Origin of the sequence: Ottowia caeni, assembly GCF_050821495.1 — a bacterium.
GTDB classification, from domain to species: domain Bacteria; phylum Pseudomonadota; class Gammaproteobacteria; order Burkholderiales; family Burkholderiaceae_C; genus Ottowia; species Ottowia caeni.
This window is the reverse complement of the sequence record NZ_CP151080.1, coordinates 4,044,289-4,068,143: the sequence shown is the minus strand read 5'-3', so window position 1 is coordinate 4,068,143 and position 23,855 is coordinate 4,044,289. Positions and strand designations below refer to the sequence as shown.

Here is a 23,855-nt window from a genome sequence, read left to right as displayed (position 1 = left end):
GAGCCGCGTGAACACTCTATTTCGATACTCCGATGACGACCCCCTCGGGCGCGTTCAACTGTTTCTAGGATGATCCCATCATGAGGAATTTGGAAGGAAAGCTTCGCTTGCTCGCGGTCGCTTTGGCTGCTGCGGCAGTAGCGGCGTGTGGAGGGGAGTCGGGTTCTTCGGAGCAGCAGAAGATAACAGGCACCATTAGCTTGGGGGCCGGTGCCAGGGTTTGCGTGGACAGGAATCTCAATCTTCAGTGCGACGCTGGTGATCCGGCAGCGCGTGCGGATGCAGAAGGCCGCTACGAGATCCTGGTCGATGTCGGCTTGGACGTCTCGCAGCACTTGCTCGTCGCAGAGCCTGCGGGAGGTAAGGCCGCTGAAGGGCAGCCGCACCGGCTAGCCACCTGGGCGGGCTGGTCTAACGAGCTCAATGTGCTCAATACTCTGGTGGCGAGCCAGGTGCTCTCGCGTTCTGCCGCCGATGCCAATGCGGCCTATGGCGATATTGTGCGCACCTTTGGGCTGGCTGAGGGTGTGAGTCTGAGTGCCACGTGGGCCAGCATCGAGCCTGTGGCGCAAGTGGCGCTGCGCGAGGCGATCGACGCGGCGCGCGAACAATCTGGCACGGAGGGGTATTCAGCATCCGTGGTCACTAAAGCGTCGCTGGCATTGATCGAGAGCCTGTCCCGCTATGTGGATGGTTCCACGGGTCAGCTTTTACCTGCGGCTACAGCTTATTTTGTGAAGACGGATGTGCGGGGCACGCTGGGGCTGGAGCTTTGTCTGGTCCCTGAAGTTCATCGCATGAATATCGTGACCGAGGGCGGCGCCCCAGTGCTCGATAAAGAGAACGATGTCAAAGCACTGATCGGCCTGCAAGGCGCAGATGGCGTGACGCAGGCAGAAAACCTGGGGGCGAAGATTCGCGGCCGGGGCAACTCTACATGGGGGATGCCCAAGAAGCCTTTCCGGCTAATGCTGGACGCCTCGGCTGGTCTGCTGGGAATGACAAGTGGCCGGCAGTGGACACTGCTGGCCAACTATGCAGACAAGACCTTGTTGCGCAACGAGGTCGCTTTCTGCCTGGCCAGAACGCTTGGCATGCCTTACACGCCCCAGAGCCGGATGGTTGAACTTGTGTTCAATGGCGAGTACCTCGGGCAGTATCAGTTGAGCAACAGGACTGATGAGTTGGAGGTGGAGCTCAAAGCGCAGGCCATGAAAGAAGGCGTGAATACGGCTGCGCCTCTGTCTGAGTTCAACGACGTTTTTTTGATCGAGATAGATGAGCGTCTGGATTCACACTTCTGGTTCAGAACCGAGACGAGCATTCCTTATGCCATGCAAACGGACTCTGACAGTGAACAGACCGCGAGGGTGGCGCGTTGGTTCAATCATCTGGAGGACGTTCTGCGTGACCGATCCGTCGTGGATCGCATGGGCAGGGTGTCGCAGTACATTGATCTTGAGTCGTTGATTGATTTTTCTCTGGTGAACGAATTGCTGAAGAATAACGACGTGTTCTTCAGTAGTACCAGTATGTATAGAAGCTTGCCTGACGGGAGGCTCATTTTTGGCCCGGTGTGGGATTTTGATATTGCAGCGGGCAACAACAATACGACCAATTTCGTGCAGCATCCTCATGGCTGGTACCTGCCGGAGCGGTTCAATGGCTGGTATTTCAATACGCTGATGGAAGAGCAGAGCTTCCGGTTCTTGAGAGAGGCCCGCTGGAAGTATTTGAGCAGCCAGATGCGCCGCGTTGATCGGTTCGTGGAACAGGCAGCCGCGGCGATGGGTGCTTCGCAAACTCGAAATTTTGAGCGTTGGCCGATCTTGGATCAGTGGGTTTGGCCGAACGCCGTGGTCCTGGGGTCTCATGAGGCAGAGGTTCGGTATCTGCGGGATTGGATGACGGAGCGCGCCAGTTGGATGGACCAGAACATCGGGGAGTAGGTTAAACCTAAAAACGGCAGTCAGTCGACCGCTTGCAATCGTCAGGAAAGCCGCATGAACACTCAATGTCATGGCTTCGATAACGTTCACCCGTTAGGTGAGAGCGCTACGCACCCGATCAGGCCGCCCTCGGGCACGCTGGCGGCGTTGCTCGTTCTTGCAGGCACGAGCCTGCCGCGTCCTCACGCCTTGCCAGCGCACCCGATGACGACCTGCTCGCGCGCGTCCAACTACCGTTTTTAGGTTGAACCTGGAAACGGTTCCAGGTTAAAGCTCACGCACCCGCTGTGCGAGTGCTGTCGATCGTGTTGACGATCAGCGAGCCCGCCGGTACATGCTGCTGGTGCTGCGCGCCTGGCCGGCCGCTTGCAGGCGCTCGATCGTGCGGCCTGCATGCGCATGCGTGATCGCCAGGCCCAGCGCATCTGCTGCGTCAGGGCGCGGCACCGAAGGCAGATTCAATAGCCGCTGCACCATGGCCTGAACCTGTTCCTTGGCCGCCCTTCCGTGCCCGGCCACGGCCTGTTTCATTTGCAGAGCCGTGTACTCTGCCACTGATAGGTCGCATGACACCAATGCGGTAATGCAGGCTCCGCGCGCCTGCCCCAGCAGCAGCGTAGCCTGAGGGTTGACGTTCACGAATACGATCTCTACCGCCGACGCATCGGGCTGATAGCGCGCCTTCAGTTCGCAGATCCCGTCGAACAGGACCTTCAAGCGTGCAGGCAGGTTGCCGGTGTCAACCCTCGATGTCTCGATGACTCCGCTGGCCACATAACGGAGACTGGTCCCTTCCACGTCCAGCACGCCAAAGCCAGTGGTGCGCAAGCCTGGATCGATGCCGAGAATTCTCATGTTTATCAACTCGCACTGGTGGGTGAAAGCTGCTTGGGATCGAGTCGGACATCGCGCAGATAGTTGCGCAAAACTTTCTCCATATAGTCGGTGTACTCGTGAACCGTGTTGTCCACATCTCGTGCACAAAGATGTGTCAGCATGCGCTCGCGTGATTCGATCACGAATTCGTTGGGCATTTCGCCCAGAACGCGGACAAAGTTCATGGTGATGTCAACCAGCACATTTGTCATGATGGCCAGCACCGGGTTGCCGGCCGCTCGCGCCAGCATTCGGTGAAAATCGACGCTGTAGCGCACACGCAGCTTCAGGTCACCTGCCGCCGCCGCTGCGCGCATTTGTTTTACATTGGCTTGCATGGCCTCCATATCACTGTCTGTGTATCGAAGGCACGCTAGACGAGCGACTTCACGGCCCAGCACGATACGGGCTTCCATCAAATCCTGCGAACTCATGATGCCCAAACTCATCATGTCGTCGAAAGCGACTTTGATCGCCTGGACCCCGCCATTTGAAATATACGCGCCTCCCCCTGAGCCGGGCTTCAGTTCCAGCAACCCAGCATGCTCCATTGAACGCAGGGCTTCGCGTACCGTGTTTCGACTGACACCAAGGGACTCTGCTAGGTGACGTTCTGCAGGGAGCTTGTCACCTTCTCTCAGTCCGCCGGCGGCTATTTGCTCACGGATGCGTGCAGCTACCTCTTCGAAAGTGCGTTTTCGCAGCGGCTTGAAGACTTGAGAGTTAAGAGCGGGCATAGCGCGAGAGAACAGAAGGAATTTAAAACTTGGCCCCTCGTTGAGGGCCGCTTAGTGCAGGAATTCTGCCACCCTTCACGCCAGCTCCGGGATGCCGAAGCGGGGTTCCTTTTGTGTCACTGACAGGATTTACGCCGTGGGGTTACTCTGCCTTGATGTTCAGTGCGCGTAACAGGCTTTTCGAATTCTCTGCGTCTTTGCTTAGTTGTTGACGGAACTCATTGCCTTGCACGAGCACAGGCTGCGCACCTAGCTTCTTGAGCCTGTCTGCGAGCTTCGGTGTCGCCCTCACGATTTCGGATTCCATGCGGGCCACCACATCCGCAGGTGTACCTTTAGGTGCGAAGAATCCGTACCATACCACCGCTTCCAATCCGGGTACCTTCATGACTTCAGCCAGGGTCGGAATATCTGGCATGACATCGGACCGCTGCGCGGAGCCGATGGCCAGCGCGCGTACTTGGCCAGTACGCAACATGGGAAGAGCAGCGGGGAATGAGGGCATGTAAAGAGCAAACTGGCCGCCAATCAAGTCGGTCATCGCCTGGCCTGTGTTTTTATAAGGCACGGAAACGATGTTTAGACCGAGTTCTCTTTTTACGACTTCCACGTTGAGGTGGCTGGGCGTACCTATACCGGAGGATGCATAGCTTAGCTTCCCGGGGTGAGCCTTCGCTTCCGTCACCATCCCGTTGAAATCGCGGAGACTGGAGTTACCACTCGTGATTAACACCATTGGGATGATGGCGATCTTCGCGATGGGTTCAAAATCGGAAACGGGGTCGTACTGCGCAGCCTTCTGCATGTAGGGCGCCACTGCGAACGGCGCATGAGCTGTAAACAGCATGGTATTTCCGTCAGCCGGTGCGCGAAGGGCAGCCATGGCTCCGATGGTTCCACCTGCGCCATCCTTGTTTTCGACGGAAAACGTACCCTTAGTCTGGGTCGCTAGTTCCTCAGCGAAGCCGCGAGCCACGTCATCAAGTCCCGTGCCAGCGCTGAACGGTACGACGATCTTGACTGGCTGCGATGATGGCCAAGCGGGGGCAGCGGCGTAAAGGTTTGCGGTACCCAGCAGGCCGACTGCAAGGGATACCATCCAATTTGTTCTCACATTCATCTCCTGATGTTTCTCTTGGTTTTGCTACTTTTTTATTCCTAATAGGATAGGTTCAGGTTGCTTTGGGATTGAGGTTTGCTTACTCTCCTTTGAGTGATGGCGGTTGGATTCCAAGCTCGGACAAGATTTCTTGGGTGTGCTCGCCGAGAAGGGGAGGGGCGCTACGAATCGAGACTGGCGTGGCGTTCATCCGCATCGGACTTCGCAGCAGGGGTAACTCGCCCGCTGTCGGGTGTGTCACCGTTTGCACCATCGAGTCGCGCACGGCCGGGTCAGAAAAAACTTGTACGAAATCCCGCACTGGTGAGAACAGTACGTCAGCGTTGGACAACCGCCGCGTCCAAGAAACCAGGTTGTCAGTGGCGAAGGCTTTGGACAACACGGCATCTAATGCATCGCGATTAGCCATGCGAGATTTGTTGTCCACGAATCGGATGTCGTCACTAAGGCTCGGAATTTGTATGGCCTGCACCAAGTTACGCCAGTATTTCTCGGTATGCGCTACGACCATCAAATGCATGCCATCGGCGGTGACATACGTGTTCCACGGCGCCATTTGGTAGTGGGCATTGCCGGACCGCTCGGGCGTCTTTCCGGTTGAAAAGAAGTATTGCTCACGCGGGACCATTGAGAACACGGTGGCATCCAGCATGGAAATTTCGATACGCTGGCCCAAACCACCGGCATCCCGGGCACGAAGTGCGCCCAATACCGCGATCGTTCCGAACAGCGGAGGCACGAAATCGGACAGCAACACGCCGAGCTTGAGTGGGCCGCTGTCTGGCGTTCCGGTCAACTGCATCAGCCCGGACATCGCCTGTATCACGGGATCCAGAGCGGGTCGATCACGGTAAGGCCCGTCGCTTCCGAAACCCGAGAGAGAGCAGTAAATCAGGCCAGGGTTGTCGGATTTGAGTGTCTCGTAGCCGATATCCAGCTTTTCCATGGTTCCGGGGCGGAAATTCTCCACCAGCACGTCGGCGCGTGCAGCGAGCGCGCGCAAGGTTTCCAGGTCCTTGGGTTGCTTCAGATCAAGCACGATGCTCCGCTTGTTGCGGTTCATGCTAAGAAAATAGTCGCTTTCGCCGCACGGGCGATTGCGGCCAATGTGACGCGCGGTATCGCCGCCGGGAGGCTCCACCTTGATCACGTCGGCGCCCATGTCGCCCAGCAAAAGCGTGCACAATGGGCCGGCCACCATCTGGGTGAGATCGAGTACGCGAACGCCTTCAAGCACACTGGGCGTCGCGTAGGTGAAAGATGTGTTCATGTTGTCACCTCTTCACCGGGCCAGGAAGCGGCCAAGTCTCGTTTGAGTACCTTGCCTGTGGGATTGGTGGGGAGCGGTTCATGGCGCAACCACCAGCGGGAGGGCACTTCGAAACGAGCCAGTTGCTCAGCGGCGTAGGCTTGTAGCTCTATCGCGGTGACAGTGGCATCTGGGTGTAATACCACTGCGGCAGACACTTCTTCACCTAGATCGGCGTGGGGGAGTCCCACCACAGCGACTTCCGTGACCGCTGGATGTGTACGCAGGCAGCGCTCGACGTGCACGCTGGCCACGTTCTCGCCGCCCCGGATGATCATGTCCTTGGCGCGGCCCACGATGTAGAGCCTGCCTTCTTCGTCGAATCGGCCCAGATCGCCCGATGCAATCCAGCCGTCTGCGTCGTCCACGCGCGTGTTGTCGCCCAGATAGCCGAGCGTGGCGGTGGGCGTGCGTGCCATGATCTCGCCTACGCCGCCTGTGTCTGCGTCTGCGTTGGCAAGGCGGATCTCTACCGTGGCCAGCGGGCGACCCACGCAGCCGGGGCGGCCTTGAACGTCATCGCCCGAGCCTGTTGCCAGCACGCCGCCGACTTCCGTGAGGCCGTACATGGCACCCACGCGCTTGCGTGAGGCAGGGAATGCCCTGCCGACTTGTTCACGCAATTCATGCGGTATGGGTGCCCCACCCATTTGAACACTGGATACGCTGCTGGTGTCGAACTCGGAAAACCGTTCATGCTGGACCACGCGCGCCACCATGGTGGGCACACTACCCCATGAACGGACGCGCTCTTGCTGCATCAGTTCCAGGACTTCAATGGGTTCAAACTTGCGACGCAGGAAGACGACTTTGCCGCCCGAAAGCAGGGTCATGATGGAAATCTGAAATCCACCCAGATGGAACAGCGGCATGGTCACCAGGCTCACCGTGCCGGGGTGCGATGGGCCCAGCTCGCTCGGCAGGCGTCCGGTCATGGTCATCAGGTTCTGGATGTTCGCAATCGCGCCGCGGTGCGACATCACCAGCCCCTTGGCTTTGCCGGTCGTCCCAGAGCTGAAAATCACCACAGCCGGGGCTTCTTCGTCCACCGGGTCAAGCACGAGAGGTTCGTCCGTGTCGCATTCGGCAATCTCGCGCACCTCTTCGAATGACACACCAGTGGCGCCCTCGTATTGCGGGAGCGTGAGCTGGTCGGCGGCGAGAACAAAGCGCGGTTTGACCAGATCGGCGGCGTCATCGAGTTCCTGCTGGCTCCACCAAGCGTTGCCCAGAGCAACCATCGCACCGCAGCACTGAAGAGCCCAGAAGCTGGTCAGCCATTCGATTTGGTTGAAACCCAACAACAACACAGGGTCGCCGCTGCGAAGACCGAGCCTGCGCAGGTGCGCAGCGACTCGCGCCACGCCTGCGGCGTGTTGGCGGCCGGTCAGACGGCGATTTCCCTGAACAATGAACTCCCTGTCGGCCCAACGTTGCGCGTCCTGCAAGAGCTCGCCCATGGCACGGGGCCGCTCGGCGTACATGCGGCAGGGATGGCCGTTGACGCTACCTGTTTCAACCTGCGTGCCCCACCGAATGCTACGGAGGGTGGCTGTGTTCGTACTCACTGGTCGTCCTTTCCCACGCCTTGAAAACGTGGTGCCCGGCGTTCGGCCATTGCGGCAACGCCTTCCTTGAAATCGCGTTGATGCATGGCCTGGCCGATGCGTCGCTTGCTGTCCTCTATACAGGCCCCCACGTCAGATTCCATGAGTTCCGCATAGAGTTGGCGTTTAGTGGTGAGCGCCGCTTGTGGCGAGACTGTGCGCGCCATATTGCGCGCGATCTCGGCGATGCGATCATCGAACTCCTCAGGGGCGAACACGTCGTTGAGAAAGTTCATTTTCAAAGCTTCCTCGGCGGTGAATATGCGCCCGGTGAGAAGCACATCGGCCGCATGCGTCACGCCCATCAAACGCGGCAGGACCCAGCCCAGGCCATACTCCGCTGGCAGCCCCAGCCGAGCGGCGACCGTCGTGATTTTGGCGCCCGCTACCGCATAGCGCAGATCGCAGTACGCCGCAATGGCTACTGCGATGCCGGCACAAGGGCCGTTGATGGCCGCGATCACCGGCTTGCGCAAGCCCCATGCCCACACCAGATCGTGCTCGAACTCAGGGCGAACACCGTGACCCGGTTGCGCAGCTGCCCGGGTATCCACGGTGGCCATGTAATCCCGATTTTCCTCAGCATAGAAGTCCAGCGCCTTGAAATCCGCGCCTACACAGAACTGTTTACCAGCGCCGCGCAGCACTATCACGCGCACCGCAGGGTCCTCGTCGAGCGTCGCCATGATCCATCGGTATTCGTGATTCATACGAGCGGTCCACGAATTGCCTCGCCCGGGTCTGTTGAAGCGGACGGTGGCTACGCCATCGATGTCGACGCTGAAGTCCATCACTTTAAGTTCCATGTCGGTCCTACGCTGGCAGTTCTGTAATTGACTTGGTAATTTCAATTGGTCCAACCAATGATTTTTTACGAATGTAATTATGGTAGGGCCAAAATTTTGAATAGTCAAGAGTGCAGGCTTAGAAGTGCGTTTCTTCAGCGTTTGTCCCGCCGCTTTTTGCTGAGCACAAAGGGGCAGGTTGGACTCGAGTGAGGACCAGCTTGCCGGAATTCAGAGGAAAGTATTACCCGGGCAGGGGCGTGACCGGTATAGATCTGTAGTGCGCTTGTGGCACCTGTTGATCGTGATGCTTGATCTGTACTAGCGGAGTGCGTCGGGGTGCTTCCGCTGGCTCATTCGGAACCCGGGAGGAACTCAGCCTGAACGGAGATGGAGGTTAGGCGGACGCAGTAGCGCAGCACACAGACGCTGGCCTACTCAACGCCGATGATTACGGCAGCTCCGCGCTACGCATGCGCCCGACGATGACGTTCGCGCGGTGGTTCAGGTAAGACGAGCGCGGCACCTTCTCAAAATAGCGTGGGCGCGGCAGCATGACCGCCAGGCGTGCGGCTTCATAAGGGCTAAGCTGCGCCGCGCTTTTCTTGAAGTAGTGTCGCGCTGCGGCCTCCGCACCGAACACGCCGGCACCCCATTCCACGTTGTTGAGGTAGATCTCCAGAATGCGTTGCTTGCTCAGCAGGCGTTCCAGCGCGTAGGCGAGCACCAGCTCCTGCCCCTTGCGCAAGAGCGTGCGCTCCCCCGAGAGCAGCAGGTTCTTGGCTAATTGTTGGGTGATGGTGGAGCCACCGCGAATCTTCACTGGCCGTGCAGGCAGGTTTTTCTCGGCCCGTTTGGCCGCGGTTTCTTCGGCTTTGGCATTGCGCTCCCAGGCTTGCTCGATGGCTTCCCATTCGACCCCGTCGTGGTTGATGAAGTCATCATCTTCGGAGGCGATCACCGCCCGTTTGAGATTGCCGGAGATTTGATCGTAAGGCAGCCACTGCTGGCGCCATCGCAGTGTGCCGGTGCTCGCCAGGCGCCAGGCTTCCGAGCGCTGAAAGGTCGTGGATTGTGGATCCACGACGGCCATCAGTGCGATGCGGCCGATGAAGAACAGCTGCAGCGCGACTAGCGCCAGCACCACGAGAACAAGCCAACGAACAAAGATACGCATTTCAAAGTTGGTTATCAAGCATTGGGCTTCAAGTGCGCACGAACACGGAGAAAGCCCGCCTCAAGGGGTGGTTTTACCCTCTTCCAGAAGTGTCGTTTCCAGAGTCATCTCGTGCGTAAACTTGAAGCGCGCGGTGATGTCGATCTGGTCTGTCTCCTGGCGCATGGCCGCGGTAAAGTTGCCGAAAGGAGCCGCTGCATGTGCGATGGCTTCGGCCAGCCGGTCTAGAACGCGGCTACCTGAACCCTGCACCACTCTGGCGTCGAGTATCCGCCCGTCATGGTTAATGAGCAGCGCCATCATCAATTCGCCGTACAGTTTCTTGCCACCCACTTCGGGAAAATTTCGCGTGCCGCGCACTTCGATTTTGCGTCGCAAGTCATCGTAATACAGGGCGTAGGTGGTTCCCAGTGTGGCTGGGCTCAGGTACCGTTTCTTGGGCCGAGTATTTTCTTCCACAACTCTACGCTCAATGGCTGCCAGCAACTTGGCCAGTTGCCTGCGCCGATCCTCCTGCGCCTGGGCCTGGGTGTCATTGCTTTTTTGCAAGGGGTCGGGCGGTGGGAGGGCGGACAATTGGGCACGCAGTTGAGTCAGCAGTTGTTCCTGCTGCTGCTGCATGGCGTCGATGCGGCGCTGGTTCTGGTCGATGGCGCTGTCGCCTTGCAGCTCCACCACGCTTGGCGGCAACGGAGTGCTGGCTATGCGCCGGTCGGCCGCCTCGCCACCGCCGGCCAGGCTGGCTTGCGCCAAGGCTTGGGCTTTCTCGGGTTTGTCGTCCGATTTGGAGTTGACCAGGATCACTTCCAGGGGCGATTCCTCAAACACACGCTTGAAACCCTCGGGATCGACGAAGCGAATCGTTAGCAGCACGGCATGCAGTGCGAACGAAATTCCCAAGGCCCATTGGAGGGCAGAGAGTGACTTGAGGAGGCGGCCGATCACGGTGTCGGATTATCGGTGCTGGAGGCGTCCGCTTCATTCACATCGACCGCGATGGCAATTGGGCCAGCGGTGTCTTCTTCATCTTCCTCGGCTTCACTGTCTGCCGGGTTGCTGTCGGCACCGGCCGCGTCCAGCACCTCAATCACAGTTCCGCCCACGTCGAGAGCAATGTCATCAATGGCGCCCAGCTTGACGCGAACCTGCGTGCCACGCGGCAGATTTTTAGCACCCATGACGGTGAAAACCAATGGCAGTTCGTCCGCGCGTGCCAGCCAGGCGCCGCCAGCCTGCTCGCGCAGCAGGCTGGCGGTCAGTTCGGTGATGTCTTGCTGGCGCAGGTAGTGGAGTGTCCAGAAGCGTTCCATGCTTGCCTGGTGACCGTTGTAGGCACTGTACGCAGCATCGAAGGCGCTGATGACGGCGAACAGCTGCGCGTCCTTCGGCTTGAAGGGCGCTGCGAGCGCCGCTGTGCGGCCATGGCGCGCGGCGGCAATGATCTGCCACTGGTTTACCAGATCGACATAGCGGCGCAGGGAGAGGTGCTCCAGGCATAGCTGGGCACGCCGATGCCTGCGTGCGGTAGCGCCTTGGCACCCATGCGCACTTTCACGCCCGGTGCCATGCTGGCCTGACTGCGGTAGATGCCTGGCACCCCCAGACTGGCCAGCCATTGCCCCCATGTGCTGTTGGCCAGAATCATCAGCTCCGCCACCATCAGATCCAGAGGGGCGCCACGCTGGCGCGTGGTGATCTGCACAACTTCTTCGCCGGAGGGGATCTCTCCGTCGTTACCCACCAGTCTGAAGGTGTAGTCTGGCCGATTGAAGGTTTCGGGCTTGCCGCGCACTTTTTCCCGCTGTGCCTTCAAGTGCCGCGCGAACGTGTAGAGAAACGAGAGTTCTTCGCGCTTGATTGGCAGCGAGGTTTCTTCTGCAGCCGACCCGCCTTCTCCTGCTGTCTGATCCAGCCATTCCGCGGTGACGAGGTGATCCAGTTGGTCATGCCGCAAGTTGGCCGCTATCTGAACACGCTCCAGCCTGGTTTCACTGCTCTTGATCTCCAGTGTGGCTTCGTCGAGCGTGACATACAGCGACACGGCGGGAACTGCCCGCCCTTCGCTCAAAGTGTAGGTCTGCACCACGTCATCGGGCAGCATGGTGATCTTGTAGCCCGGCATGTAGACGGTGGAAAGGCGTGCACGGCTGACCTGATCCAGTGCATCGCCGGGCTGGATCGCCATACCAGGGGCCGCGATATGGATTCCGAGCACCACGGTTCCTGTGCCAAGTCCTTGGACCGAGAGCGCGTCGTCGATTTCCGTGGTCTGCGAATCGTCGATGGAGTAGGCCTGTGCTTCCGACAGCGGTAGCTCCTCCGAAATGGCTGGTGCTGCCAACGGCGGGAAGGCGGTGCCCTTCGGAAAATTGTCGAACAGAAAGCGTTGCCAGTGAAACTGGTAGGCGGATTCAATGGCTCCAGCCTTTTGCAGAAGAACCAGTGGTGCCGTTTGCGTCGCGCGGCTGGCATCCACCACGGCCTTGTATTCGGGCGCGTTTTTGTCGGGCCTGAACAGGATCTTGTAGAGCTGCGCGCGAATCGGCTCCGGGCAGCGGCCTTCGGCCAGCTCGGATGACCAGTCGGCGATTTGGGCGGCGATCTGCTTTTTCTTTTCTATGGCTGCCAGCGCTTGAGCCACGATGTCGGCAGGTGCCTTGCGAAAGCGCCCCTTGCCAGCACGTCGGAAGTAATGGGGCGCGCTTTGCAGCGCCATTAGCATGGCGGTTTGCTGGGTCAAACCAGGGGAGGCGCCAAAATAGTCAGAGGCGAGCTCGGCAAAGCCGAACTCCTCTTCAGGGGCGAATTCCCAGGCCAGAGACAGCTCAATATCAGCCGCCAGCGCAGAGGCGTCAGCCAATAGGGCGGCAGGCGTGGGCTTCTCAAAGCGTAGGAGCTGTTGGGCGGACTTGACCTTCAGGCGCTTGCCCGATTCCAGTTCCACCTGAGCCGAGGTGTCGGTTTCGGAAAGAATTCTTCCGGCCAGGAATTTTCCGGCTTCGTCAAACAATGCAAACATGCTCGCATTGTCTCGCACTACCGAGGTCAACAAGCCAGTATAAGCTGTAAATAATAATACTTCAGTACGTATAAAACCCTCTATTCGTAGCTGAAAGTATTTGAAATGATGTTGGTATGAACCAAAAAAATTTCAGTGCTTCCATGCGGACTGACTGGATCGACGAGCGCGCGCCAGTTGGTGAATGGGGAGCTGTCTTCAAGTTGATCTAGTTGACGCCCTATGAGCATGAACACCATTCCTGCCATTGCCTCGGAGCTGGCCGAGGGCGCATTGCATCTGGAGTGTGCGCACTGGGTGCATGTGCCGCTGGGCGGGCACCGTGAGCTTCGATTGCTGCGAACCGATCATGGATCAAGCATCGTCGCCGTGATCGCCCAGGAGCCGATGCAACGTGCTCCGGCCGAGGACGACGCCCTTCACACCGCACTATTGCTGCTAGGGGCCGAGACGCGCTGGACCGAGGGCTTCCTTGGTGGTATTGACGACCACGGATCGGCTTGTATTGCAGTCACTCTGAATGAGCCTTGCCAGGCACAGCAAGTGGAAGAGATCCTGGGTCGCATGCTGGAGCGACTCGTGGCCATCTGTGAAGCTGCGTGCAATGGGGCTTCTGGCTTCATGACGGGAAAAGGCGGGGCCACCAGCCAGACGTCGTTTACTTGGGGCCTGCCTTGAGCAGGGCGCAGATATGGCTCGTTTTGAGAATCCTGCTTTTGAGCGTTTGGCCGACAGCCTGGGTGTTCCACTGGAATGCGTTTCTGCTCGGTCCTTCAGTCTGGTGTTTGACGGCGGGCTGCCTGTCACGGTAGGGCTACACCCTAACGGCGCAGACGTTGCCATCGACGTCTGGTGCTGCGACCTTGCGCCGCAAACCGGCGCCCAGCGTCGGGCGATCCTCAAAGCCCTGCTACTGCTTAATCACGCCTCATGGCCTGGGCAGGCGCTGCGCATCGCCATAGACAGCCGAGACTTTGTGCTGCTGCACGGCCACCGGGAGATGACTCGACTGGGTGGCGGTGCCTTTTCCGCGTGGATGTCTTGGCATGTTGAACAGGGCTTTCGTGTGCGGGAACTCTCGCGCACGCTGGCTTGCGGTTTCCATCCGGAGGTGGCCTGCTCCACTTGAAGCTGAATGCGGCATTGAGCCGCTCTTAATTCTCCTGGGGCTGATGGGGTGTGTGTTCAGGCCAAAACCAGCCGTCATTGCCCTATGGCGTCGAACCTGGAAGCGTTACTAAGTTGAAAGGAATTCATGATGACCGGAATTTCAAGTACTTTGCCCCTCGGCGCAGTGCGCGCAATGGACGCCAGCGAGTTGCGCTGGCAGGCTGCCGTGGGAAATTTATCGGTCGACGGCGGGCTTTTGGGGAAGCTCAGGGGCGTTTTCCGCACTCCTACAAAGGGTGTTGAAACCCTCATTAACGCTCGGGAGGCCTTCAAGAGCTTCTTTCAGGATCAGGTGAGTGCGCTAGCTCCAAAGCAGCGCAATAATCTGATCGATCAAAGCCAGGGGTTGATGCAACAGATACTCGCCAACTCCCTGGATAGGGTCATCGACCATGCGATTCAGCGCAAGGATGGCCGAGTTTCCGACTCGATGCTTCGGGAGGCTGTTGCTCGAGCCAATGAGTCCGCGCGCCTGGCGCTCGGGGACTTGCAGTTGCAGGTGTCAAGAGCGCGCATCACCGAACCACCTGCCTACGACATGAGGCCACAAATTCTCCTGCGCCCCGATCAAACCATTTTGTTGGTTCGGCCAGCGCCGTTGATCGAGAATCTGGTGCTGCGCGGAGGAGGTGCGAAGGGAGTGGCCAACGGAGTCGCACTCCTCGAAATGGAGAGTGCAGGCCTTCTCGAGGGCTTGAAAAAAATTGTGGGCTCATCGGTTGGAGCGCTGACCGCGGTGGCGTTGGCCAGCGGTCAGGACGCCAAGGCATTTGCCCGTTTGTCTGATTCCTTGAGCATGACAGAACTCGCGGCCAAGCCAAGAAACTTCGAAAAGCTCTACCCCCACATTGACGTCAGCTGGCGCTTGGGATTTCATTCTGGCCGCGCCCTGGAACTTCTGGATCAAATCTCCGCCACCAACGTTGCCGGCTATCTCGAAAGCAACTGGAACACCAACAGCTTTCAGCAAAAACTGCTGCAGTTGCAGGAAACGGCGGGTCCCCGTGCCTTGGAGCGGCTGGCGCAGCTGACCATGCAAGACTTCCAGCAAGATCGGACGGACCAAATGATCACCTTCAACGATCTGTCTCTGCTGCATCAGTTGGACCCCGCCCGATTCAAGGAGCTGGTGCTGACCGGCTGGGACAAAGACAACCGCACGACGACCTACTTCAGTACCCAGATGACGCCCAACATGCCGATCGCAGTGGCAGGACGCATCTCGATGGCATTTCCCATAGCTTTCAAGTCTGTCACCTACGATCCCGGTGATGGTCTGGGAACTCGAACGTTCTCGGATGGAGGAATTGGCAGCAATATGCCAACGGAAGTCGTTACAGGCAATCTCACGGGTAATGCAAGGGTAGAGGCGTTCTCGCGCACAGCACTCTTGACCTTCGACGAGAACGGCGAGGCCTATTCAGCGATGCACGGACCTCAGCAAAAACGCAATGGTGCGGTCGACTGGATAATCTCGAAGGTGACAGGCAACCCCGACTTTGGTCAGTCATCGCTGAATGACGATGCCAAAGTGAAGGGCGCGGGACCCAATGCCTACGTGGTTTTTCATGGTGATCTTGGCACGCTTGATTTGCTGGCCTCCCGCGAGCGGCTGGAGAGCGCCAAGCACATGTCCACGCTCAATATGCTGCAGCAGATCGAGCAGCGCGAAGGCCAGGCGTACGCGGTGGAATGTGCCACTATCGACGATTGCTGGGCCATGCTGACCGACACTGAAAAGCAGCTGCTGAGCGAGGGCGTGACACCTGATCCGCGTGAGTACAGGCTCGGTGTGAGTGATCCAGCGTACCGGCTTCAGCGCCAGCTGTATCAACTGGCAGTTGGAGACACGGCCTCATCTGACTTTGCCTGATGCCGGGATGATGGTGTCAAGCCCAGACACTCAGATAGCGGGCAGGTTGAACAAAAAACTCAGAATTTCCCCCATGTGGAGGTCGAAGTCCGTAAGCGCATGGTCTCCTCCCTCCAGGAGCTTGATGTGCGTGCCCGCATAGCGCGCTGTCATCTCGCGCCAATCGAGCACCTCATCTCCCTTGGCAATCACCGTGAAGAAATTCTCCGGGTGGGCGAGCGCGCCGCTTTCCAGTGATTTCAGCTCAGCGATGTACTCCGGTCGGAAGTAAAAGTGCTCGGCCGGGTCGTGCCACGCCGTCTGCTCTCCAATGTAGGCAGTCAGGTCGCGCGCAGGGTTGACGGCCGGGTTCAGCAACACCGCACGGCATAGGCGACGCTGCGCCAGCCAGGTGGCATAAAAACCGCCCAGCGAGGAACCCACGATGGCCATGCGTTCAGACGGCCAGTTTTCCGTGCCCTTCTGGATCAGCTTGGCGGCCTCGGCCGGGGAAGGCGGCAACTGCGGACACCACCATTGCACGTCTGGGTGATCACTGGCCATGTGCGCCGCCATCATGCGTGCCTTGGTGGATTGGGGCGAAGATCGAAAGCCGTGCAGATAGAGGAGGTGCGTGGTGGTCATGCCTCCATGTTAAAGAGGTTGGCGGGCGCATGCGCGCGCTCCCGCACCCCACGCGCTGCGCGCTTCAGGGGCGCCGGGGGATAATCTGGCATGCCCATTGTGTTGGAAAGACCCCCCTATGGCAGCGGATGCTGCCCATGCTACGCGGCTTCGACTGGCTGCTGGTGCTGGCTGTGCTGTTGCTGGCGAGTGCTGGATTGATCGCCATGTATTCATCGGGTTTCGATCACGGCACACGCTTTATCGATCACACCCGAAACATGCTCCTGGCGGCCGGGATTTTGTTTGTGGTGGCACAGATACCTCCCCAACGATTGATGGCGCTGGCTCCCCCCTTTACGCGTTGGGCGTGGCTTTGCTGGTGGGAGTCGCGCTGTTTGGCATTACCAAGAAAGGCGCTCAGCGCTGGATCAATGTCGGCGTGGTCATCCAGCCGAGCGAACTACTGAAAATTGCTACACCCATGATGCTGGCCTGGTGGTTCCAGCAGCGAGAAGGGCATACGCGCCCATTCGATTTTTTAATTGCATTTGTCCTGCTGGCCGTGCCGGTCGGGCTGATCATGGTGCAGCCCGACCTCGGAACCTCTTTGCTTGTCATGGCGGCCGGACTCGCCGTGATTTTCTTTGCAGGTCTGTCCTGGAAACTGGTGATACCGCCGGTGGTAGCAGGTATTGTGGGCATTGTGTTGATCGTGATCTTCGAGCCGCAGATATGTGCCGAGGGGGTGCGCTGGCCGATTCTGCATGAATATCAGCAGACGAGGATCTGCACCTTGCTGGATCCGGCGCGCGATCCTCTGGGCAAAGGTTTTCACATTTTGCAGGGCATGATTGCCATCGGATCTGGCGGGCTGTACGGCAAGGGTTTCATGCAAGGCACGCAAACGCACCTCGAATTCATACCCGAGCGCACCACGGATTTTATTTTTGCCGCTTTCTCGGAGGAGTTTGGGCTCGTTGGTAACCTCGCTTTGATCGGCTGTTTCATTTTTCTGGTGGCACGCGGCCTGACGATCGCTGCCGAGGCGTCCACGCTTTTTTCGCGTCTTATGGCAACCGGCGTGACCAGTATCTTTTTCACCTATGCGTTCGTCAACATGGGAATGGTCAGTGGCATCCTGCCCGTGGTGGGTGTGCCGCTTCCCTTCGTCAGCTATGGTGGAACCGCCATGGTCACGCTGGGGTTGGGGCTGGGCATTCTGATGTCGATCTCGAGGGCGCGGAGATTGGCGCAAAGCTGACATCAGACCGTCATAAAAAAAGCGCCCAGAGTGGACGGCCAATCTAGGGAGGTCGAATTATCTGGGCTAACTGGATTTGAAAGCGGTCACTTGTAAACCGGAAGAGGTCGCGCCACAATGGCGGTGTCAATCTACTGGCAATTATTAAGGAGACGCGCTATGGCAGGCAAGTTTGAACTCAAGAAGTCGAAGAATGACAAGTATTTTTTCAATCTCCATGCATCAAATGGTCAGATTGTTCTGAGCAGCGAGATGTATGAGGCCAAAGCAAGCGCGCTTAATGGCATTGAATCGGTCAAGAAGAACGGTGGCGACGCTGCCAGGTACGACAAACTGAACGCCAAGGACGGTTCGTTTTATTTCACTTTGAAGGCTGGCAACAATCAGGTTATTGGCCAGAGCCAGATGTATTCAAGCGAGTCCGCGCGTGACGACGGCATTGCCGCCTGCGTGCAGAGTACTCCGGGCGCCACGGTGGAAGACCAGACGGCCTGACGCTGTCGTGTTCCACAGCCGCCGCCTTCGGGCGGTTTTTTCTTTTCTGGAGCAAAAACGTGCCCGCGGCAAGATTTGCCGGTTCTGTCTGACAAGCTTACGTTCGGGGCGGGCCTACTATGAGTTGAATATCTTTTGGGGCATATGCCCGATGTTGTTTTCAGCTCATTCTTCCTTGCTTCGTGGCGTCGGTCTGGCGTGGCTGCTGGCAGTGGTCATGACGGTGCTGGCTGGCTGCGCAGGCCTGCCCGAGAATGTCGATCGGCCGGTGTCCAAGGCGCTCACGAGCGAAGTCCTCACGCCGTTGGGTACACTGGTGCAGCAGCGCCGACAGTTATTGCGTGAGGGGGTGTCTGGCTTTGCACTCATAGACTCGGCAGAATCCGCATATGCCAGTCGCCTGGCGTTGACTGTGGGGGCGCAAAAAACCCTCGACATTCAGTACTACGCCATACACGCCGATACTAGTACCCGTGAATTGCTGCAGGCCGTGCAGGCAGCGGCGAACCGGGGAGTTCGCGTACGAATTCTGCTTGATGACTTCAATTCCACGGGGCGCAATGCCCAAGTGATGCGCATGGCGTTTCTGCCTGGCGTGGAAATGCGCATGTTCAACCCGCTACCCGGCTGGCGGGGACTGGGCGTCTTGCGAGCCCTGGGCGCATTGAACGATTTCCAGCGCATACAGCACCGCATGCACAACAAGCTGTTCATAGCCGACAACGCCTGGGGTATTGCCGGTGGGCGCAATCTCGGCGAAGCTTATTTTGGTTATTCGGAGCAGAGCAATTTCATCGATCTGGACGTGTTGGCTGCCGGCCCTGTGGTGAGACAGATGTCTGCCAGCTTCGATCGCTACTGGAACAACAATCTGGCCTACCCGGTGGCCTCACTCATTCGCCCGGAGGAGTTGCGTGCTTTGCGCGAGGCCGAAACTTCCTCACAAGATCCAGTTCCGTCAGCATCAGTGCCAGCAGCGCCGTTGTCATCGTCTCCTTTGCCAGAAGATCTGCCGCCTCCTATGGATTTGAAGGAACTGCCGCTGATCTGGGCGCCCGCCGAACTGCTGGTCGATCAGCCAGCCAAACTGATCCCCGAAGAGAACGACGAGCATACCCAGGACACCGTGGTCGACGGCCTTCTTTCTTTGATCCAGCAGGCCAAACGTGATGTGCTCATCGTGTCGCCCTACTTCGTGCCCGGCGAAAAAATGACGCAGACGCTGAGGGTCGTGAGCGCACGGGGAGTGCGCATACGCGTGCTGACCAACTCGCTGGCGTCCAATGATGCGCCTTTGGCGCACGTAGGCTACGCCCGATATCGGCGGGAATTGCTTGCCATGGGAGTTGAAGTCCACGAGATGCGCGCCATGCAGCGGCAGGTGGCGCGCACGGTGTTCGGCTCCTCCGGAGGCGGTTCAAAGGCTAGCCTGCACGCCAAACTGGTCGTGATCGACGGGCGGCTCATCAGCATTGGCTCCATGAATCTTGATCTGCGATCCAAGCTTCAGAACAGTGAAGTCGCCCTGCTTATCCGCAGCAGGGCTTTGTCGCAGCAAGCGATTGAGCTGGTTCAGAAAACTCTCGACGAGGGCGCCTGGAGACTCAATCTCGACGAAGAGGGCAACTTGAACTGGAAGGCGCCTCCTGGTGCGGACTTCGAAGATGCCCTCACTGAGCCTGACGCCAGCCTCGTCTTGCGCCTGATCCTTCAGCTATTGGGACCTTTCGCGCCGGATGAGATGTTGTGATTTTCTCGCGTTGGCTAAAGCCAGCGTGCAATCAAGCTGGCCACCGCACTCAGCAACAGCGTGGTGGTTAGCGGTATGAACCACTCACGCCCGAAGAGCCGAAACCGGAAATCGCCCGGTAAGCGACCGAAGCCCAGTTTTTGCAGCAGGGGTGTAAACCAGCTGATGAATATCAGGGCAATAAAAATGACGATGATCCAGCGAATCAAGGCGCGGACTCCTAAAGTCTGTGGCTGCGGTCGCCTACGGCAAAGCCGCACGCCGCCCAGCCCTCGCCGGTGGCTAGCCCGATTATTTTGAACAGCTCGCCCATTTCATGCTCGGCCAGAACCTTCATGGCATTGGCGCGCTCCGGCAGGCTGGATGCCTCCATGAGCGAGGCAATGCCGCAATTGAGCAAGAAACGTCCTTGTGAGGTGTAGCCCAGTACCGTAAGACCGGCATCCTGCGCCGCCAAGGCAATGCCAGTGAAATCCACGTGCGCGGTGATGTCCTTGTGGCCAATGTTGATCAGAGGGTTGTCATCTACCTGGTGCGCCTGGTGGCAGACCAGCGTTCCGCTGATGCGTTGTGGGTGGTAGTACTCTGCCTCCGGGAATCCGTAGTCGATGAGAAAAGCAGCCCCACCTTTGCCAGCGAGCAGGCGCTCCGCCAGCGTAGTCACAAAAGCGCGCGCTTGCGGGTGGATCTCGGTGACCACGTCGTGCTCGCCCTCAATGTCGAAAGGTGGCCGCAGATCCGTAGGGCGATCTGCCCATGCCAAGGCATTGCCGTGCAGCGCCACGCCACGTTCGTGCCAAGTGCCGCCCACACGGGCCAGCAACTGCACCGGCATGGCGTCCAACACCTCATTGCCCACCACAACCCCGTTAATCGCCGGTGGAAGCGTGCCGTGCCATTGCACGCGGGTGCCCCAGCTTTCCAGCCTGGCTTGCTGCCGCGTTCGCAAGGTGCCTGACACATCCACGATGTGGTAGTGGTGTACCCGGTCACCCAGAGCCTCCAGCAGCTGCGCCGCCAGCGCGCCGGAGCCGGCACCAAACTCCCAGACCTCGTCGCTGCCAGTTGCAGCCAGGGCCTCGGCCACCTGCACAGCCAGAGTCTGGCCGAACAATGGGGAGAGCTCGGGGGCGGTGATGAAATCGCTTCCACTCGCGGGGAGGGCGCCGAATTTGGGGGAGGTATTGGCGTAATAACCCAGGCCTGGTTCGTACAGGGCCATCTGCATGAAACGGTCGAAACCGATCCATCCGCCCGAGGCGGAGATGGCCTGCACCACGTGGGCTTGCAGGGGGGACGTTAAGATGGCTTCGCTTTGCACTGCCCGATTGTCCCTAAAAATGCTGACCCCTTCTCCTGATGCGCCCCGCAGGGTGCTTGTGACCGGTGCCGCGCGGCGGCTTGGGCGTGAGATCGCGCTGGCTTTGGCCCGTTCGGGCTGGCAGGTGGCGGTGCACTATAGATCGTCCCGTGAAGACGCGGAACAGACAGCGTCAGTTTGCAGGGAGCATGCGGGCGACGCGAGCCTATTCGAGGCGAACCTGGCCGACGAGCAGGCAGTGCGGGCCTTGCTTCCGCGCGTGGTGGCCGAAATGGGCGGAATAGATGCCGTGGTGAACAGCGCAAGCCTGTTCGAGTTTGACGATGCCGCGAGTTTTGGCATGGAAGCCATGGAGCACCATTGGCGTACAAACACGGCAGCGCCCATTTTGCTGGCGCAGGCTCTTCATGCCCACTTGGCCGAGCGTGGTGCCGGACCAGCCAGTGGCGCAGTGGTCAACCTGCTCGACCAAAAACTGTTCAACCCTAACCCGGATTTTCTCAGTTACACCCTCAGCAAGGCAGCTTTGCACGCAGCCACCACCTTGCTCGCCCAGGCGCTTAGCCCCTTGGTACGGGTAGTAGGTGTGGCGCCGGGACTGACCTTAACCAGTCATATGCTGGAGCCTGCGGAGTTCGAGGCGTTGCATACTCTCAGCCCTTTAGGCCGCTCTTCCACAGCAGAAGACGTTGCAAAGACCGTGGTGTTCGCATTGGAGAATCGCTCCATCACGGGTACCACCTTGCTGGTCGATGGTGGCCAACACCTGATGAAGTTTGAACGCGATTTTTCGCTGATGCAACCATGAACCAATTTCCTGCCACCGGGCATCAGAGCCTCACGCTGACTGGGCTGCGTTTTGACGCGTCCCTGGGCATTCTGGCCCACGAGCGTGACAACACGCAGCCCATACAGGTCGACGCCGAGTTGAACCTTGGCGCGCAGCCCCTCAAGCCCAGCGATGACGACATCACCCATGTGCTGGACTACCGCAAGGTGCGCCAGATCATCATCGACGAGTGCACTGCCGAGCACGTGAACCTGCTTGAATCGCTGATCGGCAAACTCAGCCAGCGCCTTTTGCAGTTACCCGGCGTGCAGGGCGTGCGGGTAAAAATCGCCAAACTCGAGATTTTTGACGATTGCGAAGTGGCCATCCGCATGGAATCAGGCCAGTGGTCGTAAACAGGCTCTCAGAGCGTCCCGCGGCAGTCTTCCCGTAGGTTGGGCTGACGAAGGAAGCCCAACAAACAGCGCATCAACGACTCAAGCCTTGTCCGCAGGCAACGCCGCCATGGCCGCCCGCAAGGCCAACAGGTAACTGTCCACGCCGAACCCGCAAATCTGCCCGCGCACAATATCGGCGAACACCGAATGATGCCGGAACTCCTCCCGCGCGTGAATGTTGGACATATGCAACTCCACGATCGGGCAGGTCAAAATATCCAGCGCATCGCGAAGCGCGTAGCTGTAATGCGTCCACGCGCCGGCATTGATCAGCACCGCATCCTTGCCTTCAGAGTAAGCGGCATGTATGCGTTCGCACATCGCCCCCTCGCTGTTCGTCTGGAAGCTCTCGACCTCTGCACCCAACTCCTGGCCCAGGGCCTGAAGACGTGCATCAATCTCTGCCAGCGTGATGGTGCCGTACTGCGCTGGGTCGCGCTTGCCAAACATGTTGTGGTTGACGCCGTGCAGCATCAGGATTTTTTTCATGGGTGCCTCAGTGTGGTTCTGATCCTGGCCGTGATTTTGCAACGTGTTTGTTCACTGTTCGCGCACGTCTTCCGCTGAAATAGGACAATCGGGGTTATGAGCACCCTGATGGTTTCCGAAGAAGCGCTGGCCGCACCGAGCCCTGCCGGCCCCGCCGCCCGTAGCAAAACCGAGCGCGAAGCGCTCAAACTGGAGAAGCGCCTGTGCCGCCAGGTCGGCCAGGCCATTGCCGATTTCAACATGATCGAGGCGGGCGATCGCGTCATGGTATGTCTTTCTGGCGGGAAAGACAGCTACGCCATGCTCGACATCCTCATGAAGCTGCAAAGCCGCGCCCCCGTGCCGTTTGAGCTGGTAGCGGTCAACCTGGATCAGAAGCAACCGGGCTTTCCCGCCCATGTGTTGCCAGAATATCTTCAAGATCTGGGTATTGAGCACCACATTGAAACGCAGGACACCTACAGCATCGTCAAGGCCAAGATCCCGGAAGGCAAGACGACCTGCAGCCTGTGCTCGCGCCTGCGCCGGGGCATTCTCTACAGCGTGGCGCGGCGCTTGAAATGCAACAAAATCGCCTTGGGCCACCACCGCGACGACATGCTGCAGACCTTTTTCCTGAACATGTTTTTCGGCGGCAAGCTCAAGGGCATGCCCCCCAAACTGACCAGCGACAACGGCGAGTTCATTGTCATTCGCCCCCTGGCGAACGTGGCCGAGAAAGATCTCATCGACTGGGCCGAGCACCGGAAGTTTCCGATCATTCCTTGCAATCTGTGCGGCAGCCAGGAAAACCTGCAGCGGCAAGTGGTGGGAAACATGCTGCGCGACTGGGACAAAAAATACCCCGGCCGGGTGGAAACCATGTTCACCGCGTTGCAAAACGTGGTCCCCTCGCACCTGATGGACAGCAGCCTGCACGATTTCAAGAGCCTGCAACCTACCGGAGTGCCAGACGAGCAGGGCGACAAAGCGTTTGATGAGGAACGCATTGAGCCGCCTCCGCACCCGGTGCTGGGAGCCATCCGCTGGATGGACGCGCCCAGCGGCGGCGCTTGCGAGCCAGGGGCTGGCGGCTAATTGGTTC

At 58.9% G+C, this 23,855-nt stretch carries 22 protein-coding genes and 2 pseudogenes; 11 read left to right on the top strand and 13 right to left on the bottom strand.

Features of this window, described 5'->3' with window-relative positions; translation table 11 throughout:
- Positions 1–80: 80 nt before the first annotated feature.
- Both AAAK34_RS19095 and AAAK34_RS19090 read left to right on the top strand, forming a co-directional pair.
- A complete protein-coding gene (locus AAAK34_RS19095) occupies positions 81–1,949 on the top strand; it encodes a CotH kinase family protein (protein ID WP_231694649.1) in 1,869 nt (622 codons plus the stop codon).
- 54 nt (positions 1,950–2,003) lie between these two features.
- Entirely contained in the window at positions 2,004–2,192 is a 189-nt protein-coding gene (locus AAAK34_RS19090; RefSeq protein WP_231694650.1) for a hypothetical protein, read from the top strand.
- 72 nt (positions 2,193–2,264) lie between these two features.
- On the opposite strand, the gene ruvC is transcribed toward AAAK34_RS19090, so the two are convergent.
- The 9 genes and pseudogenes from ruvC to AAAK34_RS19045 form a co-directional block, all read right to left on the bottom strand.
- Positions 2,265–2,804 (bottom strand): crossover junction endodeoxyribonuclease RuvC, encoded by a 540-nt coding sequence (gene ruvC / locus AAAK34_RS19085; protein ID WP_231694651.1) that lies wholly within the window; start codon positions 2,802–2,804, stop codon positions 2,265–2,267.
- Between the two features lie 5 nt (positions 2,805–2,809).
- Complete coding sequence (locus AAAK34_RS19080) at positions 2,810–3,562, bottom strand: GntR family transcriptional regulator (RefSeq protein ID WP_231694652.1); 753 nt, start codon at positions 3,560–3,562, stop codon at positions 2,810–2,812.
- A gap of 142 nt (positions 3,563–3,704) precedes the next feature.
- The gene (locus AAAK34_RS19075) at positions 3,705–4,661 is read right to left on the bottom strand and encodes a Bug family tripartite tricarboxylate transporter substrate binding protein (protein WP_431777567.1); all 957 of its coding nucleotides are present in this window, start codon (positions 4,659–4,661) and stop codon (positions 3,705–3,707) included.
- Between the two features lie 100 nt (positions 4,662–4,761).
- Positions 4,762–5,952, bottom strand: coding sequence for a CoA transferase (locus tag AAAK34_RS19070; RefSeq protein WP_231694654.1), 1,191 nt, complete (start codon positions 5,950–5,952; stop codon positions 4,762–4,764).
- Entirely contained in the window at positions 5,949–7,559 is a 1,611-nt protein-coding gene (locus tag AAAK34_RS19065) for a class I adenylate-forming enzyme family protein (RefSeq protein WP_231694655.1), read from the bottom strand. The genes AAAK34_RS19070 and AAAK34_RS19065 overlap by 4 nt, the downstream gene beginning before the upstream one ends.
- Positions 7,556–8,458, bottom strand: a complete 903-nt coding sequence (locus AAAK34_RS19060) for an enoyl-CoA hydratase-related protein (protein WP_431777566.1) — start codon at positions 8,456–8,458, stop codon at positions 7,556–7,558. The genes AAAK34_RS19065 and AAAK34_RS19060 overlap by 4 nt, the downstream gene beginning before the upstream one ends.
- 376 nt (positions 8,459–8,834) lie before the next feature.
- Positions 8,835–9,560 carry a monofunctional biosynthetic peptidoglycan transglycosylase gene (gene mtgA / locus AAAK34_RS19055; protein WP_231694657.1) on the bottom strand — a complete coding sequence of 242 codons (726 nt, stop codon included), beginning with the start codon at positions 9,558–9,560 and terminating at the stop codon, positions 8,835–8,837.
- Between the two features lie 60 nt (positions 9,561–9,620).
- Positions 9,621–10,505 carry an energy transducer TonB gene (locus AAAK34_RS19050; protein WP_231694658.1) on the bottom strand — a complete coding sequence of 295 codons (885 nt, stop codon included), beginning with the start codon at positions 10,503–10,505 and terminating at the stop codon, positions 9,621–9,623.
- Positions 10,502–12,579, bottom strand: a pseudogene (locus AAAK34_RS19045) (ribonuclease catalytic domain-containing protein). Before AAAK34_RS19045 ends, AAAK34_RS19050 begins: the two are co-directional and overlap by 4 nt.
- 228 nt (positions 12,580–12,807) lie before the next feature.
- On the opposite strand from AAAK34_RS19045, the gene AAAK34_RS19040 reads away from it, so the two are divergent.
- From AAAK34_RS19040 to AAAK34_RS19030, 3 genes are all read left to right on the top strand, one after another.
- Complete coding sequence (locus tag AAAK34_RS19040) at positions 12,808–13,257, top strand: hypothetical protein (protein WP_231694660.1); 450 nt, start codon at positions 12,808–12,810, stop codon at positions 13,255–13,257.
- Positions 13,258–13,270: 13 nt separating this feature from the next.
- Positions 13,271–13,708: a type III secretion system chaperone gene (locus AAAK34_RS19035; RefSeq protein WP_231694661.1), complete on the top strand. Its 438-nt coding sequence runs from the start codon at positions 13,271–13,273 to the stop codon at positions 13,706–13,708.
- Positions 13,709–13,837: 129 nt separating this feature from the next.
- The gene (locus AAAK34_RS19030) at positions 13,838–15,622 is read left to right on the top strand and encodes a patatin-like phospholipase family protein (protein ID WP_431777565.1); all 1,785 of its coding nucleotides are present in this window, start codon (positions 13,838–13,840) and stop codon (positions 15,620–15,622) included.
- Positions 15,623–15,652: 30 nt separating this feature from the next.
- On the opposite strand, the gene AAAK34_RS19025 is transcribed toward AAAK34_RS19030, so the two are convergent.
- Complete coding sequence (locus AAAK34_RS19025; RefSeq protein WP_231694663.1) at positions 15,653–16,246, bottom strand: YqiA/YcfP family alpha/beta fold hydrolase; 594 nt, start codon at positions 16,244–16,246, stop codon at positions 15,653–15,655.
- Positions 16,247–16,374: 128 nt separating this feature from the next.
- Between AAAK34_RS19025 and rodA the strand changes: the two are divergent.
- From rodA to AAAK34_RS19010, 3 genes and pseudogenes are all read left to right on the top strand, one after another.
- A pseudogene (gene rodA, locus AAAK34_RS19020) lies at positions 16,375–17,489 on the top strand (rod shape-determining protein RodA).
- A gap of 159 nt (positions 17,490–17,648) precedes the next feature.
- Positions 17,649–17,984 (top strand): YegP family protein, encoded by a 336-nt coding sequence (locus tag AAAK34_RS19015; RefSeq protein ID WP_231694665.1) that lies wholly within the window; start codon positions 17,649–17,651, stop codon positions 17,982–17,984.
- 151 nt (positions 17,985–18,135) lie between these two features.
- Complete coding sequence (locus AAAK34_RS19010) at positions 18,136–19,734, top strand: phospholipase D-like domain-containing protein (RefSeq protein ID WP_431777564.1); 1,599 nt, start codon at positions 18,136–18,138, stop codon at positions 19,732–19,734.
- Between the two features lie 14 nt (positions 19,735–19,748).
- On the opposite strand, the gene AAAK34_RS19005 is transcribed toward AAAK34_RS19010, so the two are convergent.
- Both AAAK34_RS19005 and AAAK34_RS19000 read right to left on the bottom strand, forming a co-directional pair.
- Positions 19,749–19,943 (bottom strand): DUF2905 domain-containing protein, encoded by a 195-nt coding sequence (locus AAAK34_RS19005; RefSeq protein WP_231694667.1) that lies wholly within the window; start codon positions 19,941–19,943, stop codon positions 19,749–19,751.
- Between the two features lie 11 nt (positions 19,944–19,954).
- Positions 19,955–21,055: an SAM-dependent methyltransferase gene (locus tag AAAK34_RS19000; RefSeq protein WP_231694668.1), complete on the bottom strand. Its 1,101-nt coding sequence runs from the start codon at positions 21,053–21,055 to the stop codon at positions 19,955–19,957.
- A 19-nt stretch (positions 21,056–21,074) separates the two neighbouring features.
- On the opposite strand from AAAK34_RS19000, the gene AAAK34_RS18995 reads away from it, so the two are divergent.
- Positions 21,075–21,863: an SDR family oxidoreductase gene (locus AAAK34_RS18995; RefSeq protein ID WP_231694669.1), complete on the top strand. Its 789-nt coding sequence runs from the start codon at positions 21,075–21,077 to the stop codon at positions 21,861–21,863.
- Entirely contained in the window at positions 21,860–22,240 is a 381-nt protein-coding gene (locus AAAK34_RS18990) for a dihydroneopterin aldolase (protein WP_231694670.1), read from the top strand. Before AAAK34_RS18995 ends, AAAK34_RS18990 begins: the two co-directional genes overlap by 4 nt.
- A gap of 81 nt (positions 22,241–22,321) precedes the next feature.
- On the opposite strand, the gene aroQ is transcribed toward AAAK34_RS18990, so the two are convergent.
- Positions 22,322–22,771, bottom strand: a complete 450-nt coding sequence (gene aroQ / locus AAAK34_RS18985) for a type II 3-dehydroquinate dehydratase (RefSeq protein ID WP_231694671.1) — start codon at positions 22,769–22,771, stop codon at positions 22,322–22,324.
- Between the two features lie 96 nt (positions 22,772–22,867).
- Here aroQ and ttcA point away from each other — a divergent pair, with 96 nt between their 5' ends.
- On the top strand, positions 22,868–23,848 hold the full coding sequence (gene ttcA, locus AAAK34_RS18980; RefSeq protein ID WP_231694672.1) for a tRNA 2-thiocytidine(32) synthetase TtcA: 981 nt from the start codon (positions 22,868–22,870) through the stop codon (positions 23,846–23,848).
- The last annotated feature ends 7 nt before the right edge of the window (positions 23,849–23,855 follow it).

What these genes read in the sequence shown, in the direction of transcription:
- ttcA (WP_231694672.1), top strand. Translation starts at nt 22,868, where the DNA reads ATGAGCACCCTGATGGTTTCCGAAGAAGCGCTGGCCGCACCGAGCCCT.
- AAAK34_RS19090 (WP_231694650.1), top strand. Translation starts at nt 2,004, where the DNA reads ATGAACACTCAATGTCATGGCTTCGATAACGTTCACCCGTTAGGTGAG.
- AAAK34_RS18990 (WP_231694670.1), top strand. Translation starts at nt 21,860, where the DNA reads ATGAACCAATTTCCTGCCACCGGGCATCAGAGCCTCACGCTGACTGGG.
- AAAK34_RS19070 (WP_231694654.1), bottom strand. Translation starts at nt 5,952, where the DNA reads ATGAACACATCTTTCACCTACGCGACGCCCAGTGTGCTTGAAGGCGTT.
- AAAK34_RS18995 (WP_231694669.1), top strand. Translation starts at nt 21,075, where the DNA reads ATGCTGACCCCTTCTCCTGATGCGCCCCGCAGGGTGCTTGTGACCGGT.
- mtgA (WP_231694657.1), bottom strand. Translation starts at nt 9,560, where the DNA reads ATGCGTATCTTTGTTCGTTGGCTTGTTCTCGTGGTGCTGGCGCTAGTC.
- AAAK34_RS19075 (WP_431777567.1), bottom strand. Translation starts at nt 4,661, where the DNA reads ATGGTATCCCTTGCAGTCGGCCTGCTGGGTACCGCAAACCTTTACGCC.
- AAAK34_RS19015 (WP_231694665.1), top strand. Translation starts at nt 17,649, where the DNA reads ATGGCAGGCAAGTTTGAACTCAAGAAGTCGAAGAATGACAAGTATTTT.
- AAAK34_RS19030 (WP_431777565.1), top strand. Translation starts at nt 13,838, where the DNA reads ATGACCGGAATTTCAAGTACTTTGCCCCTCGGCGCAGTGCGCGCAATG.
- ruvC (WP_231694651.1), bottom strand. Translation starts at nt 2,804, where the DNA reads ATGAGAATTCTCGGCATCGATCCAGGCTTGCGCACCACTGGCTTTGGC.
- AAAK34_RS19010 (WP_431777564.1), top strand. Translation starts at nt 18,136, where the DNA reads ATGTTGTTTTCAGCTCATTCTTCCTTGCTTCGTGGCGTCGGTCTGGCG.
- AAAK34_RS19080 (WP_231694652.1), bottom strand. Translation starts at nt 3,562, where the DNA reads ATGCCCGCTCTTAACTCTCAAGTCTTCAAGCCGCTGCGAAAACGCACT.
- AAAK34_RS19095 (WP_231694649.1), top strand. Translation starts at nt 81, where the DNA reads ATGAGGAATTTGGAAGGAAAGCTTCGCTTGCTCGCGGTCGCTTTGGCT.
- aroQ (WP_231694671.1), bottom strand. Translation starts at nt 22,771, where the DNA reads ATGAAAAAAATCCTGATGCTGCACGGCGTCAACCACAACATGTTTGGC.
- AAAK34_RS19040 (WP_231694660.1), top strand. Translation starts at nt 12,808, where the DNA reads ATGAACACCATTCCTGCCATTGCCTCGGAGCTGGCCGAGGGCGCATTG.
- AAAK34_RS19025 (WP_231694663.1), bottom strand. Translation starts at nt 16,246, where the DNA reads ATGACCACCACGCACCTCCTCTATCTGCACGGCTTTCGATCTTCGCCC.
- AAAK34_RS19035 (WP_231694661.1), top strand. Translation starts at nt 13,271, where the DNA reads ATGGCTCGTTTTGAGAATCCTGCTTTTGAGCGTTTGGCCGACAGCCTG.